At 63.5% G+C, this 17,874-nt stretch carries 19 protein-coding genes; 9 read left to right on the top strand and 10 right to left on the bottom strand.

Going from position 1 to position 17,874, the window contains the following annotated elements; genetic code table 11:
- Positions 1-161 precede the first annotated feature (161 nt).
- Entirely contained in the window at positions 162-764 is a 603-nt protein-coding gene (locus AS031_RS06830) for a DUF3043 domain-containing protein (RefSeq protein WP_058267368.1), read from the bottom strand.
- An 89-nt stretch (positions 765-853) separates the two neighbouring features.
- Between AS031_RS06830 and AS031_RS06825 the strand changes: the two genes are divergently transcribed.
- From AS031_RS06825 to AS031_RS06805, 5 genes are all read left to right on the top strand, one after another.
- Positions 854-2,296 (top strand): dipeptidase, encoded by a 1,443-nt coding sequence (locus AS031_RS06825; RefSeq protein ID WP_058267367.1) that lies wholly within the window; start codon positions 854-856, stop codon positions 2,294-2,296.
- 189 nt (positions 2,297-2,485) lie between these two features.
- A complete protein-coding gene (locus tag AS031_RS06820) occupies positions 2,486-2,872 on the top strand; it encodes a HesB/IscA family protein (protein WP_058267366.1) in 387 nt (128 codons plus the stop codon).
- Positions 2,873-3,060: 188 nt separating this feature from the next.
- Positions 3,061-3,933 (top strand): aa3-type cytochrome oxidase subunit II, encoded by an 873-nt coding sequence (ctaC, locus tag AS031_RS06815; protein WP_058267365.1) that lies wholly within the window; start codon positions 3,061-3,063, stop codon positions 3,931-3,933.
- Positions 3,934-3,943: 10 nt separating this feature from the next.
- Positions 3,944-5,671 carry an aa3-type cytochrome oxidase subunit I gene (gene ctaD, locus AS031_RS06810; RefSeq protein ID WP_058267364.1) on the top strand — a complete coding sequence of 576 codons (1,728 nt, stop codon included), beginning with the start codon at positions 3,944-3,946 and terminating at the stop codon, positions 5,669-5,671.
- Positions 5,668-6,069: a cytochrome c oxidase subunit 4 gene (locus tag AS031_RS06805; RefSeq protein ID WP_058267363.1), complete on the top strand. Its 402-nt coding sequence runs from the start codon at positions 5,668-5,670 to the stop codon at positions 6,067-6,069. The genes ctaD and AS031_RS06805 overlap by 4 nt, the downstream gene beginning before the upstream one ends.
- 90 nt (positions 6,070-6,159) lie before the next feature.
- On the opposite strand, the gene AS031_RS06800 is transcribed toward AS031_RS06805, so the two are convergent.
- The gene (locus AS031_RS06800; protein WP_058267619.1) at positions 6,160-6,471 is read right to left on the bottom strand and encodes an HPr family phosphocarrier protein; all 312 of its coding nucleotides are present in this window, start codon (positions 6,469-6,471) and stop codon (positions 6,160-6,162) included.
- Between the two features lie 163 nt (positions 6,472-6,634).
- Between AS031_RS06800 and AS031_RS06795 the strand changes: the two genes are divergently transcribed.
- Complete coding sequence (locus AS031_RS06795) at positions 6,635-7,405, top strand: GntR family transcriptional regulator (RefSeq protein ID WP_058267362.1); 771 nt, start codon at positions 6,635-6,637, stop codon at positions 7,403-7,405.
- A gap of 145 nt (positions 7,406-7,550) precedes the next feature.
- Here AS031_RS06795 and qcrB read toward each other — a convergent pair whose 3' ends face one another.
- From qcrB to ctaE, 4 genes are all read right to left on the bottom strand, one after another.
- Positions 7,551-9,221: a cytochrome bc1 complex cytochrome b subunit gene (qcrB, locus tag AS031_RS06790; RefSeq protein ID WP_058267361.1), complete on the bottom strand. Its 1,671-nt coding sequence runs from the start codon at positions 9,219-9,221 to the stop codon at positions 7,551-7,553.
- Positions 9,199-10,269: a cytochrome bc1 complex Rieske iron-sulfur subunit gene (gene qcrA / locus AS031_RS06785; protein WP_058267360.1), complete on the bottom strand. Its 1,071-nt coding sequence runs from the start codon at positions 10,267-10,269 to the stop codon at positions 9,199-9,201. The genes qcrB and qcrA overlap by 23 nt, the downstream gene beginning before the upstream one ends.
- Positions 10,270-10,367: 98 nt before the next feature.
- Positions 10,368-11,156 carry a cytochrome bc1 complex diheme cytochrome c subunit gene (gene qcrC, locus AS031_RS06780; protein ID WP_058267359.1) on the bottom strand — a complete coding sequence of 263 codons (789 nt, stop codon included), beginning with the start codon at positions 11,154-11,156 and terminating at the stop codon, positions 10,368-10,370.
- Positions 11,157-11,242: 86 nt separating this feature from the next.
- Positions 11,243-11,881 (bottom strand): aa3-type cytochrome oxidase subunit III, encoded by a 639-nt coding sequence (gene ctaE / locus AS031_RS06775; protein WP_176716513.1) that lies wholly within the window; start codon positions 11,879-11,881, stop codon positions 11,243-11,245.
- A 148-nt stretch (positions 11,882-12,029) separates the two neighbouring features.
- Here ctaE and trpD point away from each other — a divergent pair, with 148 nt between their 5' ends.
- Positions 12,030-13,085: an anthranilate phosphoribosyltransferase gene (trpD, locus tag AS031_RS06770; RefSeq protein ID WP_058267358.1), complete on the top strand. Its 1,056-nt coding sequence runs from the start codon at positions 12,030-12,032 to the stop codon at positions 13,083-13,085.
- A 10-nt stretch (positions 13,086-13,095) separates the two neighbouring features.
- On the opposite strand, the gene AS031_RS06765 is transcribed toward trpD, so the two are convergent.
- From AS031_RS06765 to AS031_RS06755, 3 genes are all read right to left on the bottom strand, one after another.
- Positions 13,096-13,377 carry an Lrp/AsnC family transcriptional regulator gene (locus AS031_RS06765; protein WP_058267357.1) on the bottom strand — a complete coding sequence of 94 codons (282 nt, stop codon included), beginning with the start codon at positions 13,375-13,377 and terminating at the stop codon, positions 13,096-13,098.
- A gap of 130 nt (positions 13,378-13,507) precedes the next feature.
- Entirely contained in the window at positions 13,508-13,906 is a 399-nt protein-coding gene (locus AS031_RS06760) for a DUF3054 domain-containing protein (protein ID WP_058267356.1), read from the bottom strand.
- 54 nt (positions 13,907-13,960) lie between these two features.
- Entirely contained in the window at positions 13,961-14,233 is a 273-nt protein-coding gene (locus tag AS031_RS06755) for a hypothetical protein (protein ID WP_058267355.1), read from the bottom strand.
- Between the two features lie 277 nt (positions 14,234-14,510).
- Here AS031_RS06755 and AS031_RS20005 point away from each other — a divergent pair, with 277 nt between their 5' ends.
- Both AS031_RS20005 and AS031_RS06750 read left to right on the top strand, forming a co-directional pair.
- The gene (locus AS031_RS20005; protein WP_169793867.1) at positions 14,511-14,660 is read left to right on the top strand and encodes a hypothetical protein; all 150 of its coding nucleotides are present in this window, start codon (positions 14,511-14,513) and stop codon (positions 14,658-14,660) included.
- Between the two features lie 12 nt (positions 14,661-14,672).
- Positions 14,673-15,524 carry a hypothetical protein gene (locus tag AS031_RS06750; RefSeq protein WP_058267354.1) on the top strand — a complete coding sequence of 284 codons (852 nt, stop codon included), beginning with the start codon at positions 14,673-14,675 and terminating at the stop codon, positions 15,522-15,524.
- 1,076 nt (positions 15,525-16,600) lie between these two features.
- Here AS031_RS06750 and AS031_RS20130 read toward each other — a convergent pair.
- Complete coding sequence (locus AS031_RS20130) at positions 16,601-17,458, bottom strand: recombinase XerD (RefSeq protein ID WP_228379576.1); 858 nt, start codon at positions 17,456-17,458, stop codon at positions 16,601-16,603.
- Positions 17,459-17,874 lie beyond the last annotated feature (416 nt).

Raw genomic sequence — 17,874 nt, 5'->3', positions numbered from 1 at the left:
GCAAACCCGGTGGCGACTGGCGCGGCGCCCCGTGAATGGTGATCGCCACGGAGCGCTGCCTTTGAAGCAACGGTGGGCCTGAACAGTACGCATTAAACGGTGATCCCCGGCAGGAACTCCTGCCGGGGATCACCGTTTAAGGATGGAGGCCTAAGGGTGGCTTAGGAGGGGTACTGTCCCCGGCCGACCTGCGGCTTGGGAAGCCGCAGCTTGCGGAACTGCAGTGACCGCATGGAGCCGTACCAAACAGTGCCGCGTTCCACCTCGCCGAACTTGTCCGCAAGGCGCTTGCGCAGCTTGCGGGAAAGAATGAAAACGTCAACGAAGACAGCGAGGAACATGACCCAGAACCCGCCCAGGACGTAGACCATGTACTCGCTGGATGCCGGCACCACCAACGACACCAAAACGAAGACCAGGGCACCGAACATCAGGAACTCGCCCAGGCTGAACCGGGCGTCAACGTAGTCGCGGGCATAGCGTTTCTGCGGCCCCTTGTCACGCAGCGGCAGGAACTTCTCGTCTCCGGTGTCCAGGGCCTGGCGCATCTTCTGGCGCTGGTCCTGGATCGCCTGGCGTTCGGCCGCCTTGGAAGCTTTGCGGTCCTCCGGCACCAGTGGACGCCTGCGGGCAGCCTCCTGGGCCCTGCGGGTCGGCGTCGGTGCGCCCTTGCCCGTCATTCCTGCCTGGCGCGCAGCTGCCTCGGCAGCCTGCTGGTCAACTGTTTCCTGCGCCGTGGGCGCTTCCTTTTTACGTCCGAACACCAGAACAGAATACCTTGCGGGAGCAGCCGGAATCCCTGCCCGGCAGCTGGTGCCAGAGCTGAAGATGTGACGGGAGTAATGTTTTCGCCATGACTTCATCGCCAACGGCACATACTTCAGAACCGCAGGGCACCGCGGGCGCGCACACCGGGGCCGACGCGCTGGCCGACGGACTTCGGGCCGCCGTCGCCCAATCCTTTGACCAGACCCTGGCGCATCTCAAAGACCTCGTGGCCATCCCGGGCATTGCGTGGCCCAGCTTCGACCGGGCACCCCTGGAACGCAGCGCCGAAGCTGTAGCCGGCCTGTTGCGCGGCGCCGGCCTGGAGGACGTGCAGACCCTTTCCTGCGCCAAGCCGGACGGCACCCCGGGAGGTCCCGCCGTCGTCGCCCGCCGTCCTGCCGCTCCGGGAAAGCCCACCATCCTGCTGTACGCCCACCATGACGTCCAGCCGGCGGGTGACGAAGCCCTGTGGGACACCAGTCCCTTTACGGCAGTGGAAAAGGACGGCAGGCTGTACGGCCGCGGCGCCGCGGACGACAAAGCGGGCATCATGGCCCACCTCGCCGCCTACGCCGCCGTGGCCGGCGTCCTCGGTGACCGGCTGGGCCTTGGCGTGACCTTCTTCTTCGAAGGGGAAGAGGAAGCCGGTTCACCCACCTTCCGCCCGTTCCTGGAAGCCAACCGCGAACTGCTGAGGGCGGACGTGATCGTGGTGGCTGATTCCAGTAACTGGAAGGTGGGCATCCCTGCCCTGACCACCAGCCTGCGCGGCCTGGTTGATGGCACCATAGAGGTCCAGGTCCTGGAGCACGCAGTCCACTCCGGCATGTACGGCGGGCCGGTCCTGGACGCGCCCACGCTGCTGGCACGGCTGATTGCCACGCTCCACGACGACGACGGCAACGTCGCCATCGAAGGGCTGGTCGCCAGGGACACGGCTTCCGTCGACCTCCCCGAGGCGGACTACCGCGCCGACGCGTCGGTGCTCGACGGCGTCCGCCTCGCCGGCAGCGGCAGCATCGCATCCCGGCTCTGGACCAAACCTGCACTGTCCATCATCGGCTTCGACGCACCCGCCGTCGACGTCGCCTCCAACACCCTGCTGCCGCGGGCACGGGCAAAATTCAGCCTTCGCCTCGCGCCGGGCCAGGACCCGGACGCCGCCATGGACGCGGTACGCCGCCACGTCGAGTCCCACGCACCCTTCGGGGCCAGGGTCACCTTCACGCCGGGGGAGAGCGGCAATCCGTTCCAGACCGACACCGCATCGCCCGCGGCTCGGATGGCCATGTGGGCGCTGGGTGAAGCCTGGGGCGTGCCCGCGGTGGAAACGGGCATTGGCGGTTCCATTCCCTTTATTGCGGACCTCATGGAGCTCTATCCCGAAGTACAGATACTTGTCACGGGCGTGGAGGACCCCGACTCTCGGGCCCACAGCGCCAACGAGTCACTGGACCTCGGCGACTTCCGCAACGCCATTGTTGCCGAAGCACTGCTGCTGGCCCGGTTGAACAGCGACGGTCTGTGAGTGGAAACCCCTGGACCCATGGGTTGGGGGGAGCCTCCCGGGGAACAACCGGGAGGCTCCCATGGTTACGTCAGGAGTTAGAGCTACAGGGCTGTCCGACGTAGCATGTAGCTATAGCCCATACCCAATCCGTAGGGGCAGGCACCGCAGAAGCGGGGCCGCCAGGACCCGTCCCAAGAAGGTAGGCCAATGAGCACCGCAACCAATGAGAACAGCACCGCAACCACCAGCGAATCCGGCGAACTGCCGGTCCACGAGGTCAACCTGACCGATGTCGCCGCAGGCAAGGTACGCAGCCTTCTCGAACAGGAAGGCCGCACAGACCTGCGCCTTCGGGTTGCCGTGCAGCCCGGCGGCTGCTCCGGCCTGATTTACCAGCTGTACTTCGACGAGCGGATTCTCGACGGCGATGCCGTCCGTGACTTCGATGGCGTCGAGGTCGTGGTGGACAAGATGAGCGTTCCGTACCTCAGCGGCGCCAGCATCGACTTCGAGGACACCATTTCAAAGCAGGGATTCACCATCGACAACCCCAACGCCGGTGGCTCCTGCGCCTGTGGAGATTCCTTCCACTAAGCCGGTCATTTTGCCGTATGTCTGCGCCGTGCTTCCTGCCAATCCAATTGGCCGGGAGGCACGGCGCCGACATGTGGGCGAAACGTCCGGGGGAGCGGTAAGCTCTACATCGAGTAGTAAAACTTTTTAGTGTGCCCGGGGCCGCCGATGGCTGCCCGGACAGCAGCAACAAGTAGGAAGGGCCGTCTGTGAGTTCGCAGAACCGAACCGGCAGCCGACGCAAAACGATCACAACGATCACTGGCTTGGCTATTGCCGGCGCGTTGGTTTTGACCGGATGTTCGCCAGAGGTAGAGAAGGGGTGGCTGCCCACTGAGCGCGGCACCACCAGCAACACCGACCGCATCATGGACCTCTGGGTCAACTCATGGATTGCCGCCCTCGTGGTGGGCACCATTACATGGGGCCTGATCATCTGGTGCCTGGTGGCCTACCGCCGCCGCAAGGGGACCGTCGGATTCCCGCGGCAGACCAGCTTCAACCTGCCGCTCGAGGTTTTCTACCTCACCATCCCGATCTTCATGGTCGTCGTGTTCTTCTACTTCACCGACCGTGACCAGCAGGCCATCGATGACCGTTCCCAGCCGGCCGACGTCGTCGTTGACGTCCGCGGCAAGCAGTGGGCATGGGACTTCAATTACAAGTCCGGCGATGTCATCCAGGAAGACGTCCACGAGGCCGGCGTGCAGGCTCACCTGACCGGCAACACCATCGACAAGGAGCAGCTCCCCACGCTGTACTTGCCGGTGAACAAGTCCGTTGACCTCGAACTCAACGCCCGCGACGTCATCCACTCCTTCTGGGTTCCCGCCTTCCTGCAGAAGCGCGACATGATCCCCGGAAAGACCAACTACATCCGGTTCACCCCCACCAAGGAGGGGACCTACGACGGCAAGTGTGCCGAACTCTGCGGCGAGTACCACTCCGAAATGCTGTTCCGCGTCAAGGTCGTGTCTGAGTCCGAATTCACGGCACACATGGACGAGCTGAAGGCAGCAGGCAACACCGGCCTGCTTGGTGTGGAGTACGACCGCAACCCTAACCTGAACGAAATTAAGTAAGGGGAGCGACGTGGCTACGTACACTCAATCCGCACCCGCAGGGTCCCTCCAGGCCCCCGTGGTTCCCAAATCCAAGGGGCGCATCGTCGTCAACTGGATCACCTCGACCGACCACAAGACCATCGGGTACATGTACCTGATCGCCTCGTTCGTCTTCTTCTGCCTCGGCGGCGTCATGGCGCTGCTGATCCGCGCCGAACTGTTCGAGCCCGGCATGCAGATCCTGCAGACCAAGGAACAGTACAACCAGCTGTTCACCATGCACGGCACCGTCATGCTGCTGATGTTCGCAACCCCTCTTTTCGCCGGGTTCGCCAACGTCATCATGCCGCTGCAGATCGGCGCTCCCGACGTCGCCTTCCCGCGGCTGAACGCGCTGGCCTTCTGGTTCTTCCTCTTCGGATCCACCATTGCCGTCTCCGGCTTCATCACCCCGCAGGGTGCCGCATCCTTCGGCTGGTTCGCCTACGCTCCGCTGTCCAACACCACGTTCAGCCCGGGCATCGGCGGTGACCTCTGGGTCTTCGGCCTGGCACTGTCCGGCTTCGGCACCATCCTCGGCGCGGTCAACTTCATCACCACGATCATCTGCATGCGCGCTCCGGGCATGACCATGTGGCGCATGCCGATCTTCACCTGGAACACCCTCATCACGGCCATCCTGGTCCTGATGGCGTTCCCGCCACTGGCCGCCGCCCTATTCGCCCTCGGCGCCGACCGCCGCTTCGGAGCCCACATCTTCGACCCCGAGAACGGCGGTGCAGTCCTCTGGCAGCACCTGTTCTGGTTCTTCGGCCACCCCGAGGTGTACATCATCGCGCTGCCGTTCTTCGGTATCGTTTCGGAGATCTTCCCGGTCTTCAGCCGCAAGCCGATCTTCGGCTACAAGGGCCTGGTCTACGCAACCATCGCCATCGCCGCCCTGTCCGTGACCGTGTGGGCCCACCACATGTACGTCACCGGCTCGGTCCTCCTGCCGTTCTTCGCCTTCATGACGATGCTGATTGCCGTCCCGACGGGTGTGAAGTTCTTCAACTGGATCGGCACCATGTGGCGCGGTTCGCTGACCTTCGAAACCCCCATGCTGTGGAGCATCGGCTTCCTCATCACCTTCCTCTTCGGTGGCCTGACCGGCATCATCCTGGCTTCGCCGCCGCTGGACTTCCATGTCTCCGACTCCTACTTCGTGGTGGCACACTTCCACTACGTGGTGTTCGGCACCGTGGTGTTCGCCATGTTCGCCGGGTTCTACTTCTGGTGGCCCAAGTGGACGGGCAAGATGCTCAACGAACGCCTCGGCAAGATCCACTTCTGGCTGCTGTTCCTCGGCTTCCACGGCACCTTCCTGATCCAGCACTGGCTCGGTGTTGAGGGCATGCCCCGCCGTTACGCCGACTACCTGGTGGAAGACAACTTCACCTGGATGAACCAGTTCTCCACCGTGGCGTCCTTCGTCCTGGGTGCTTCGCTGATCCCGTTCTTCTGGAACGTCTACATCACGTGGCGCAGCGCCGAGAAGGTTCAGGTTGACGATCCGTGGGGCTTCGGAGCTTCGCTCGAATGGGCAACCTCCTGCCCGCCGCCGCGCCACAACTTCACCTCGCTGCCCCGGATCCGTTCGGAGCGCCCCGCCCTGGACCTGCACCACCCTGAGCTTCGCCAGGTGCACACCGTCGAGTCGCCGGCTCCCGCAGCCAAGGCCCTCGGCAACGCCGACCAGAAGGACACCGCACAGTGAAAATCGAATCTTGGATCTTCGGATCAGGAGTCTTCTTCTTCATCCCTGTCTCCATCGTTTACGGTTTCCTGACCAACTGGAGTGAATGGGTCGGCATCCTTGGTGTCCTGCTTGTCGGCGGGCTCGCCGGTATGATCGGCGCCTACCTTGGCTTCACCGCCAAGCGCGTCGGCCTGCGCCCTGAGGACCGCAGTGACGCCGAAATCCATGAGGGCGCCGGTGAACAGGGCCACTTCAGCCCCTGGAGCTGGTGGCCTCTGGTCCTCGGCCTCGCCTGCGCCACCGGCTTCCTGGGCCTGGCCGTGGGCTTCTGGATCGTCTTCATCGCGGCCGGCATCGCCGTCGTTGCGCTCGTTGGCTGGGTTTACGAATACAGCCGCGGCGACCACGCGCACTAGCCAAAGCCACTGAGCAAAACGCCGGCCCCCACCTCATGGTGGGGGCCGGCGTTTTTGCGTTGCTGTTCCCGTCCGGAACGGCGCCCGGAACTAGCTTCCTACGGGCTGCTGTGAGGCTCCCTGGGACTCCAGCAGCGATCCCAGCGACTGGAGGGCCGCCAGGGCATGTGCTGCGCTCTCCGGGCCGTCCAGCAGTTCCTCATTGACGGACAGTTCAACGGTGCAGCCGGTCTGGAAATCGGCAGCCATCACCTGCAGCAGGGAGCGGGCGTCCACGGCGCTGATGCCTTTCCTGGCGATGAGCACCGGAAGGCCGGTCTCGTTAACGGCTCGGACGAACATGGCCGCCGGCCTGGCATGCAGGCCCACGGCGGCCGTGACCACGGCCTGGTGTGATGGCAAGGGGGACTCCTTCATCCTGACGGTGCGCCCGTCATGCGTCATTTTCCTGACCAAATATAGTCCTCCGGAATCGCGCTCCGCCAAGGACGCAGCGTCTGTGGCGTCCCTGGTCTAGACCTGCCCTACCATTAAGAGCGGTACAAGAAGCAGGAGATGACGGCCCATGGCTGCTGTAGCTAAGACCATTGCCGGCGAGATCGACCGCAGCAGTGGTATTCCGATTTACATTCAGTTGCGGGAGATCCTCCGCAGCTACATCGCCGAGTCGTGCCCTCCCGGCTCCGCGCTTCCGTCGGAGCGCGACCTTGCTGAACGCTTCGGGCTGGCGAGGATGACTGTCCGCCAGGCCATCGACGCGCTGGTTGGCGAGGAAGTCATCGAGCGCGTCGTGGGCCTGGGCACCTTCGTGCGGCGGCCCAAGCTGGATCTTCAGGTGAAACTGACGTCCTACAGCGAAGAGATGCAGCGGCGCGGCATGGTGCCGGCCGCCAAAGTCCTCAGCTTTGAACAGATTGGCGCCAGTGCCTTCCTGGCGCGGGAGCTGCAGCTGGACGAAGGGACGCCGCTGGTCCGGTTCCGGCGGCTGCTGTTGGCCGACGGCGAACCCATGAGCGTCGACGAGAACTTCATTCCAGCGCACCGTGTCCCCGGACTCCTGGATGGGGAGCCGCCCACCTCGCTGTACAACGTGCTCAGCGAGCAGTTCGGGCTCGTCATGGAGTGGGGCGAGGACATGATTGAAGCAACTGCAGCGTCGCCTTCCACGGCCCGCCTGTTGAACGTGGAAGTGGGCTCGCCACTCCTCAAGATCCAGCGCCATGCCTTCGTGGCCAAGGCCATGGTGGACTACTCGGTGTCCTACTACCGCGCGGACCGCTACAAGCTGTGGGTGCCGCTGCAGCGCCCGGGAGTGCGGCGTGCCCGGAACCACTGAATAGAGCCCGCTTCGGTTCTTTCCCGTCCTCGTCCAGCGCTGCACAGAGGGGAACCGGGACACAGGTGAGGCTCTGCTTCCAAGCGCTTAAACAGAAAGGGCCCGGTCCATGTGGACCGGGCCCTTTCCGCTTGAAGCGGTGGATCTAGTGAGAGAGGCTCTTGCTTTCCTCGGGAGCCTCCACAGCTGCGTGGCCGTGGCCGTGTGCTGCTTCGAGCTCTGCAGGAGTCGCAGGTGCGACACGATCCTCGAAGAACCACTTGGAGAGTGCCGCCCGGCGCTTCTCCTTGCGGGTCACAACGCCGTGTTCGTTCGGAACAGCAGGCAGGACCTGGGGCGACTCGAAGCCCACGAGCTTGTAGCGCTTGTACTCGTCCAGCGGTGCGTGAACCTCGATGAACTCGCCGTGGGGGAGGCGGACGATGCGTCCGGTCTCGCGGCCGTGGAGGGCAATCTCGCGGTCCTTGCGCTGAAGGGCCAGAGCAACGCGCTTGGCGACGATGAAACCGATGATCGGGCCGACGAAGAACAGTGCACGCAGCCAGTAGGTGACGTCGTTCAGCGACACGTGGAAGTGCGTGGCGATGAGGTCGGAGCCTGCTGCGGCCCACATCACGCAGTACCAGATGAAGCCTGCAACACCGATGCCCGTACGGGTCGGAGCGTTGCGCGGGCGGTCAAGCACGTGGTGTTCGCGGTCGTCCTTGGTGATCCAGCGTTCGATCCAGGGGTAAGCAAACATCACGGTGAAGAGGATGCCTGCAGGGACCAGTGCCGGCAGCAGCACGTTGAACGTGAAGACGTGCCCAAACCATACCTGTTCGACATGCCAGTCACCGAAGGTGCCCGGCATAAGGCGGAGTGCGCCGTCGACGAAGCCGATGTACCAGTCAGGCTGGGTACCGGCGGACACCGGGGAGGGGTCGTACGGTCCGTAGTTCCAGATCGGGTTGATGGTGAAGAACGCTGCCATCAGTGCCAGGACACCGAAGACGATGAAGAAGAAGCCACCGGCCTTCGCAGCGTAGACCGGGCCGAGCGGGTAGCCGACGACGTTGTTGTCATTACGGCCCGGGCCGGGGTACTGGGTGTGCTTGTGGACAACCACCATGAACAGGTGGAGCACGATCATCAGCAGGATCAGGGCCGGCACCAGGAGAATGTGCAGCATGTAGAGGCGGCTGATGATGGCCGTACCCGGGAACTCGCCGCCAAACAGGAAGAACGAGATATAGGTACCGATGACCGGGATGGACTTGATCACGCCGTCGATGATGCGCAGGCCGTTGCCGGACAGCAGGTCATCGGGGAGTGAGTAGCCGGTGAAGCCTGCGGCCATGGCCAGGATCAGCAGGACGCTGCCGACGACCCAGTTCATTTCACGCGGACGGCGGAACGCGCCGGTGAAGAAGACGCGGAGCATGTGCACGGCGATGGAAGCCACGAACAGCAGCGCAGCCCAGTGGTGGACCTGGCGCATGAACAGGCCGCCGCGGACGTCAAACGAAATGTTCAGCGAGGAGTTGTACGCAACCGACATCTCCACGCCCTTCAGCGGGACGTAGGACCCGTCGTAATGCGTCTCCGCCATGGACGGATCGAAGAAGAACGTCAGGAACGTGCCCGAGAGGAGCAGGATGACGAACGAGTAGAGGGCAACTTCGCCGAACATGAAGGACCAGTGGTCGGGGAAGACTTTACGGCCGAATTCGCGGAGGATTCCGGAACCGCCGACGCGGGAATCGACGAAGTCGGTAAACCGGCCTGTCTTGGTTTTGGCGACGAATGCGGGCTCAGCTGTTGATGCTGCGCTCATGCGAATCACGCTCCCAGTAACTCGGTCCTACAGGTTCATGAAAGTCGCTGGTGGCGACCAGGTAGCCTTCGTCATCAACTGCGATGGGCAGCTGGGGGAGAGGCCGGCTGGCGGGGCCGAAGATCACCTTGCATTCCTGCGTAAGGTCGAAGGTGGACTGGTGGCACGGGCACAGCAGGTGGTGCGTCTGCTGCTCGTACAGAGCAACCGGGCAACCAACGTGGGTGCAGATTTTGGAGTAGGCAACGATGCCGTTGTAGCCCCACTCCTCGCGGCCCGGGGAGGGGTTCAGCGATGCCGGATCCAGGCGCATCAGGAGGACAACGGCCTTGGCCTTCTCGTTGAGCTTGCCCTCGTGGAGTTCGTTCAGGCCTTCAGGAATAACGTGGAAGGCCGAACCGATCGTGACGTCAGACGCCTTGATCGGGGTACCGTCGGGGTCCCGCGCAAGACGCTTGAGCTTGCCGTCCTGCGGGGCCCACATGGTGTGCGCGAGCTTGTCGTCGGGACGGGGACCGAGGTCACCGAAGATTGCCACAGCCGGAAGCGGCGCAAGGGCAACGGCGCCAAGGAGCGTGTTGCGGATGAGCGGACGGCGCTTGATGCCGGTTTCCTCGACAATGTCGTCCACGATCCGCACAGCTGCCTGGCGGTCTTCTTCGTGGCGGATGGCATGGCGCTCTTCCGAGACTTCGTGGTCCGGCATGAGAGCCTTCGCCCAGTGGACAATGCCGGTGCCGATGCCGAGCATGGCAAAGGCCGTGCCGACGCCGAGCAGTGCGTTCTGCAGCCTGATGGTGGCAATGCTCGAGTCATCGCCCAGGTCGATGGCGAAGTACGCCACCAGGAAGATCAGGGTTCCAACAACAGAAATGCCAAATAGTAAGGCGACCTGTCGTTCTGCCCGCTTGGCGGCCTTCGGGTCCGTGTCAGCCAGGCGCAAACGATGCGGGGGAATTCCAGGATCCTGGAACTTCTCCACCTCATTCTGACCAGCCGTAGCTACGGTGCCCGAGTGGTTCGGACTGCCGTCACTATGGTTGCCCATAATTCGCCTCATCCTTCTCTCGTCCCGGCGGCTGCCGGGTTAGTTTCTAATATCAACCTGCTGAACAAAGCAGCAGAAGCTTTGGGTCTTGCCCGGCGTCAGGAAGTACGCGACGTCAGCCAGATGGTGAAGGCGATGATGACGCCCAGACCGGCAACCCACACGAACAGGCCTTCAGCAACAGGACCCAGCGAACCAAGATCAGCGCCACCCGGGGAACCGGTGCTCTCGATCTGCTTCAGGAACGTGATGATGTCCTTCTTGCCCTCGGGGGTGATGTTGGAGTCGCTGAACACCGGCATGTTCTGGGGGCCGGTGACCATGGCCTCGTAGATGTGCTTGCCGGATACGTCGGCCAGTGCAGGTGCGAACTTGCCGCGGGTCAGTGCACCGCCGGCAGCAGCAGCGTTGTGGCACATGGCGCAGTTGGTGCGGAAGAGCTCGCCGCCGGCAGCCGCGTCACCGCCGCCGTTCACCAGCTCCTCTTCAGGAATTGCCGGGCCTGCGCCCAGGGAAGCGACATACGCTGAAAGCTGGTGGGTCTGCTCGTCGTTGAACTGTGCGGGCTTCTTGAGTGCCTGCGGTCCGTTCATCTGCATCGGCATGCGGCCGGTGCCCACCTGGAAGTCGACAGCGGCGGCGCCGACACCAACCAGTGAAGGCCCGTCAGCGGTTCCGCTGGCACCCATGCCGTGGCAGGTTGCGCAGTTGGCGGCGAAGAGCTTGCCGCCCTCTTCAGTGTCGTTTGCACTGTAAGTGGTGGTGGAAGCCTTGGCCTCGTTGACGGTGGTGGCCACAGCGTACAGCCCACCCGTAAGGAGAAGCCCCATCAGGAGCAGCGCTATCGCTGCGAGTGGGTGACGCCGCTTTTGTGAGAGTGCCTTCACGTGGTGGTTCCTTTATTCGTTCCTGCGGCGGCCCCTGGAGCCGCCACCTGAAATTCTGCCTCTTGTAGAAAAAGAATCAAAGCCGGCTACTTGAGGACGTAGATGACCAGGAAGAGGCCGATCCACACAACGTCAACGAAGTGCCAGTAGTAGGAGGTGACAATCGCCGACGTCGCTTCGAAGTGGCCGAATTTCTTGGCTGCATACGACCGGCCCATGATGAGCAGGAAGGCGACGAGTCCGCCGATGACGTGGAGGCCGTGGAAGCCGGTGGTCATGTAGAAGGCAGAGCCGTAGGCGTTGGACGAGAGCGAGACGTGCTCGGAGACCAGCATTGCGTACTCGGTGGTCTGGCCGGCGACGAAGAAGGCGCCCATGAGGAAGGTGAGGATGAACCACTCGTTCATGCCCCAACGGGAGAACGCGAACACCCCTCCGGTGCGGCGCGGCTGGAGGCGCTCGGCGGCGAAGACGCCCATCTGGCAAGTAAAGGAACTGGCCACGAGGACGATGGTGTTAATGAGCGCAAACGGGAAGTTGAGCTTGGCCGTCTCGTCCGCCCACATCTGGGCACTCGTGGAGCGCAGAGTGAAGTACATGGCGAAGAGACCGGCGAAGAACATCAACTCGCTGGACAGCCACACAACGGTTCCGACGGAAACCATATTCGGGCGGTTCAGCGTGGGGTGCGCCGGGGTACTGGGGGCATGGGTCGCAGATGTCACATAGACATTATGTCTGCAAAAGTCCGTGCTGCCCAACGCAAACCGCCTTTTCGAGGGACTTTTTCTACAAAGACGCGAAATCGTGCGGAAAAGTTCCTTCGCCGGTTCACATTGGTCAGCCGCCGCCCTCGCTCGATAGCATCAGCAGGTGACTTCACAGGCTTCCCCAGTGTCCGGCAACACCTGGCCCCGGCTGATCTCTGCACTGATCAGCGGGCGCGACCTCACGGCGGACAACACCTCCTGGGCGATGGACACCATCATGTCCGGGGAAGCAACGCCATCCCAGATCGCCGGCTTCCTGGTGGCACTGAGCGGCAAGGGCGAGACGGTGGAAGAGCTGTCCGGCCTGGTGGACGCCATGTTGGCGCACGCGAACCCCATCGCCATCCAGGGCGAGAAGCTGGACATCGTCGGCACCGGAGGCGACCAGCTGAATACGGTGAACATCTCCACCATGGCAGCCCTGGTTGCGGCCGGGGCGGGCGCAAGGGTGGTTAAACACGGCAACCGGGCCGCGTCGTCGTCGTCCGGCTCTGCCGATGTCCTGGAAGCGCTGGGAGTGCGGCTTGACCTGCCCATCGAACAGGTCGCCAGGAATGCCGAGGAGGCGGGAATCACATTCTGCTTCGCCCAGGTGTTCCATCCGTCCTTCCGACATACCGCGGTGCCGAGGAAGGAACTGGCAATACCCACTGCTTTCAACTTCCTGGGGCCGCTGACGAATCCGGCCAACGTGCAGGCTTCGGCCGTGGGTGTGGCGAACGCCAGGATGGCACCCCTCGTGGCTGGTGTGCTCGCAAGGCGGGGGAGCCGGGGCCTGGTGTTCCGCGGCAACGACGGGCTTGATGAGCTGACAACCACCGGACCGTCCACCGTGTGGGAGATCCGTAACGGGAACGTCGTCGAATCGGTCTTCTCACCGCTTGACCTCGGAATCAGCCTGGCCACCGTGGAGCAGCTGCGTGGCGGCGACGCCACGGCCAATGCCGCCGTGGTCCGGGACGTGCTGGCAGGGAAGAAAGGACCCGCCCGCGACGCCGTGCTGGTCAATGCTGCGGCCGGCCTGGTGGCGTTCGATCTTTCGGCCGAAGGACCGCTCCTGGACCGTATGCGCAACGCCTTCGCCCGCGCCGCCGAATCGATTGACAGCGGTGCGGCCGCAGGGGTGCTGGACCGGTGGGTTTCGCTCTCCGCAGCCTAGGCAGCCGGACCTACTGCTCGAAACCCAGCGAGAACGCCGCATCGAGGTCATGCTGCGAGTACGCGCGGAAGGCAATGTGGGTGGTCGTGTGCACCACTGCGGGCACCTTTGACAGGCGGTCGGCAATGACGTCGGCAAGTTCTTCGTGCCGGGATACCCTCGCAACGGCGATCAGATCCCATTCGCCGGTGACCGAATAGACCTCGCTGATCCCCTCAATGGCGGAGATCTCCTCGGCGGTCTCGGGAATGCGGGAAGCGTCGGTCTTGATCAGGACGAATGCGGTGATCACGTTGAAACCCTCCGGATCTGGTGCGCCGCAGCAGTGGCCGGCGCGTTTCTGGTCCTGCCAGCCTATTACATCGCCGCAGGCCGCACCGTGATCTGTTCAGGGCAGGCGGCGGGGTTTCGTGAGGGATCCCTCAGGCCCCCCGGCGGCGCGCCACCAGGCCATACAGGGCACGGTAGCCCAGCAGCAGCAGGCCCAGGCTCAGGAGGGCGACGACGACAAAGGGCACTACAACGGTCTGTCCGGTCAGGGCGCGCAGCACCATGCCGCCGATAAGGCTTCCCAGCCACACCCATAGCCCAGCCCTGGGCAGGGAAATCGGCGCCCGCCAGGCGCGGCCCGCCACCCAACCGGCCGCCGCCCCCGCGAGGAACGGCCACGCTGTCAGGAAAACGCCGCTGATGATGTCTCCCCGTGCATGCGCGTCACGGCCGATCGCAGCGAAGACCAGGATCAGCAGGAAATCCGCGGCGGCGGCGGCGATCACGAGGCGTTCCGGGCGGACTCCGCCCGGGGTTTTGGGAAAACTCATGCGTCCGAGCCTAACCCGGACCGTACAGTGGGTTTGACCGGACGGAGGTCGGGATCAGAAGCGGTGCACCAGCCAGCTGGGTTCCCACTGGACGCTGTAAGGTCCGTCGCCGTCGCTTTCCACCAGGACGTGGGTGACTGTGTACGCAATGGCCAAGCCTGCCGTTGCCCTCACCCGCACGGGAACAGGGTGAAGGACCACGACGGCGCGGCCCGGCGATTCACGCAGCGCATCGTCGCGCAGGGCGGACCGCGCACGGCGGACGGGGGAATGGGGGAGCACATAGGATGTGGTGCTCTGGTCTTCGAGATAGGGTGACTGCGGCATATGACGTCCTGGCAGGCTGGAGTGTTCGTCAACGCCGTTTTTCATAGGCAATGGCGGCTTGGCCGGCCCCGGCCCCACATCCCTGAGGGGACTTGCTGCGCCGGTTCCTGAGGCTTTGACGGTAGTCGTCCTGCCTCCCACGCCGCATCCGTACGCTGTACTTGAATTCGCCGGCGGCATGTACTTGCCGGGCGTCGAAATCCAGCCTGGCCGAAAAGGGGATGAAGTACCCTCTGATTACACGCCCCGCCCGGTGGCCGGACATGCTGGAGGAACGGTGAACAAGCCGCTATGGATCTGCTGCCTGGTTGGTGCGGCGGTGGGCATCGCCATTGGGCTGGCGTTCTTCGACAGCCCCTTCCTTGGGTTCGCCCTGGGCCTGGGGGTGGGTGCCGTCGTCGGGGCCGGCATCGGGGTGAAGCGCTAGACTAGAGCGGTCATGGGAAGTATGGGCCCGCGTCGCTCACTTTGGCTGGCCGTGGCTGCCAGCCTTCTTGTGGCCTGCAGTCCGGTCGACGGGTCCGGTGCGGCCCAGGACGGCATATCTTCACCCGTCGCGGTGGAAGCGGCACAGGCGACCACCTTACCGTCCCCTGACGCTTCGTCCACAGAACCGGCCGCCGTATCCGGACCGCGCACTGCGTCCGCTGCGGCCCCGACGCCCCCTGCCACGCCTGCACCGCTGCGCCAGCCCTTCGCGCTGAATCTCTACCGGGACGGTGATTTTGTTCCCCAGTACACCTTCGACTGGTGCGTGGCGGCGAGCATTCAAATGGCCCACAACCTGATCGACGACACAAGCGGCGGAACGTGGGCAGACCGCTCCCAGCAGGGGGAATTGTGGGAAATGGCCAGGGCAAGGTCATCCGATTCCTTCAACGGGGCCAATCCCTATGGATGGGCGGAAGTACTGACGGCCTCCGGCCTGGGTCCCTACAGTGTGGTCAGCGTCGCGGACTACAACGAAGCCCTGCAAACGGCGGCCCGGGCCATCGCAGAAACGGGCCGTCCCGTCGGGCTGGTGATGTGGAGCGGGCGGCACGCCTGGGTGATGAGCGGATTCGAGTCCTTGGGGGATCCGTCGGTTTTTCCGGATTTTCAGGTGACCGGCGTGAGGGTTCTCGACCCGCTGTATCCCTATGGCAGTGGACAGTGGGGGCCGTCTCCGGAACCCAACAGCCTGTTGTCACCCGAGCAGCTGGCTACACAGTTCGTAGTGCGTGAACCACGAAGGTGGAGCAGCAGCCTGCCGGCGGGCTACCTGCTTGTACTGCCGGGCCCGGCGTCCTGACGATTTCCAGGCGGGGGAGGGGCAGCTGCCGGTTGCAGGTACGGCAGGGGTGCAGAAGCACAGGTATTGAGGAGTGTACGTGCGCTCAGGTCCCCGACCGTTTGTACCAGAGGCGAAGCTTCTGAGCAGCGCGGCAGGATTATGCGCGGCACTGGCCGGTTCAAGAATTGAATGGGACCTGTAAATTCTTGAGGCAATGCCTGCCATTCCGTGGCCAAATTCTGCGTCAGGGGCCGGGGGAGCAGTACGTAGGAAGGGCAGGTCGAAACGCGATTCGCGTGGAGCTGTACCGCACTGCCAGGACGCTGGAGCGCTACGTTCCAGGGGTTCCGCACGCCAGCCCGGAAACAATCCATCCGCCCGAAAGGGTTCTGCTGACACCGACGAACCAGTCACCGCTCCGGACAGTTTTGTCATCGACTGCTTTCCATCCGTGGTGAGGGGCGCCGGAAGGCGTGAGAATTGAATTTGTCTCGGACCACGCCACGGCGGCTGCTTCGGGCGTGGCCTACAGGCCATGGCCAGAGATGCGAGCTCTGATCGACTTGCGGGCTCAGCCGGAGGAGGGGGTTCGGTAGGTCCCCATCCCTTCCATTCGCACTACTGGCATCCCTGCGGATTGAGTCTGGGCGTATTCCTTGGTCAGACCCTGACGTTAGGTGGCTAAGGAAGCCAAAGACGGGCGCCAGAGGAACGTCCTTTGGCTCGTTCCACTCCTACCTGCTTGTTAGGTGCGCGGAGTTCTCCTATGACGCAGAGTGCTAATCGCCCTAACGAAAATGTAGATCGCCCCCGCTTCTAATAGGGCGTAGGCAACAGTCCGCCAGGAGGCGCCGTTGTCCGCTATGTCGATCAGCCCAAGCACCAGCCACAACACGATTCCTAGGCCTGCCCATACGGCCGAAGTGCGAGGCGCTTCAATTTGTCTCACGTTTCCCCTCGTGGTGCCATATCGAACTGTCGTCGCGACTGCTCCAAGGTTGCTTGAAGCATAGCCCCGTCGGTCAAGACCTCAAGACGTTACAACAGCTGAGAGGCGGGTCCTGGCGGGCTTCCAGTTGGCAGAACCAACTTGGTCATGGTTTGGTTCGGAGGTTGACGTAGCGGGACCAGGCGTCGCCTGCTGCGTCGGCGTGGAGGAACGCGATTTGATGGCTGTAGCCGAGGGCGTCGGCGACCAGTGGCGGCGGTGAGACTAACAGGTGTTCGTCCAGGGCAGTGTTTCGTGCGCCGCGCAGGTCGATGCCGAGGCTGCGGAGCCTGTCCATGATGGTGTTTGGGTGAAGTGGCTGGCCGGCGCGGGTTCCCGGGAAGAGCCACGGGCTTTGAGTGTCCGCTCCGGTTCTGAGATTTGGACGGCTGGCGAGGTGTTCTTGAAGTAGTTCTGCGAAAGGCCTGGGAACGGGTACCGGATGTGCGCCGATGCTGATCCTCACGTTGCCGTTGGTTTCGCTGGTTTCGACGGCGTCGGTCCGGAGCTTGGCCACCCGCACGAGCGGTTGGGCGTAGAGAAGCAGCAGGATGCCGGCGACTCTGTAGGGCAGGGATTCGCTGGTGCCGGTCAGCAGTTCCCGCAGCCATGCCAGCCGTTGGTCCTGGGTGATTGTTGGCCGCGTTTTGGGGGTGTAGTGGCCCATGTCCACTCGGTGGTTTGTGCCGGTGTTCTTGATGAAGACGACGAAGGTGCGGATTGCTTTCCTGGTCGTGGGACCGGCCGCGAGCCAAGTATCGATGTCTTGCTGGGTGCAGCTCGCAGCCGTCCGCTGATGGGTATCCCAGAGCCAGTCCAGGAACTTGATGGTCTCCGTGATCTCCTGCTTGGCGGAGTGCACTGGGGCTTGGGCACTCTTCTCCGGTGTTGTCATGGACCGGATGCGCCGGAGGTGATGCCAGGTGGCGAACTGCGCGACGGGTTTGGCCACCTCCTCGGACAAGTCGCGGAGCTTGTTCTCAACCCAGGTCTCGAACCGGGCCAGATACGGGTCCTGGTAGGGGAGGAGTCCGTGATGAATGAACAGGGCGCGCAGGTGATTGGCTTCGCGGTTCGCTGACTCAGCCGCGGCATCGAGTCCTTCGTGCGTCAGCGGAGTCTCCCCGCTCGATAGAGAGCGGAGGAGGGCTTGGACTTTGGGGGAGCGTTTCCACGTGATGATGCTTTCAGGCCGGTCTGCTTTGCAGAGGACATCGACAATTCTGCTGGCTGTTTCGGGGTCGGAAGATTCTGGCAGCAGTTGCTCAATGAGGTCCTCCTGGAGGGCGCAGCGGGCGCAGATACCGCGTCGGTAGAACTCACCTTCAACATTGCAGCGGGTGCAGTGAAAGTCATGGAGGATGCCGGCGCAGGGCGCGC

This window comes from Pseudarthrobacter enclensis, from assembly GCF_001457025.1.
Taxonomy (GTDB): Bacteria; Actinomycetota; Actinomycetes; order Actinomycetales; family Micrococcaceae; genus Arthrobacter; species Arthrobacter enclensis.
This window is presented reverse-complemented; position numbering and strand designations above follow the sequence as displayed.

Coding starts and splice junctions, on each gene's coding strand:
- AS031_RS06825 (WP_058267367.1), top strand. CDS start 854: ATGACTTCATCGCCAACGGCACATACTTCAGAACCGCAGGGCACCGCG.
- AS031_RS06795 (WP_058267362.1), top strand. CDS start 6,635: ATGGCTGCTGTAGCTAAGACCATTGCCGGCGAGATCGACCGCAGCAGT.
- AS031_RS06760 (WP_058267356.1), bottom strand. CDS start 13,906: ATGAGTTTTCCCAAAACCCCGGGCGGAGTCCGCCCGGAACGCCTCGTG.
- qcrB (WP_058267361.1), bottom strand. CDS start 9,221: ATGAGCGCAGCATCAACAGCTGAGCCCGCATTCGTCGCCAAAACCAAG.
- qcrA (WP_058267360.1), bottom strand. CDS start 10,269: ATGGGCAACCATAGTGACGGCAGTCCGAACCACTCGGGCACCGTAGCT.
- AS031_RS06750 (WP_058267354.1), top strand. CDS start 14,673: ATGGGAAGTATGGGCCCGCGTCGCTCACTTTGGCTGGCCGTGGCTGCC.
- AS031_RS06755 (WP_058267355.1), bottom strand. CDS start 14,233: ATGCCGCAGTCACCCTATCTCGAAGACCAGAGCACCACATCCTATGTG.
- AS031_RS06820 (WP_058267366.1), top strand. CDS start 2,486: ATGAGCACCGCAACCAATGAGAACAGCACCGCAACCACCAGCGAATCC.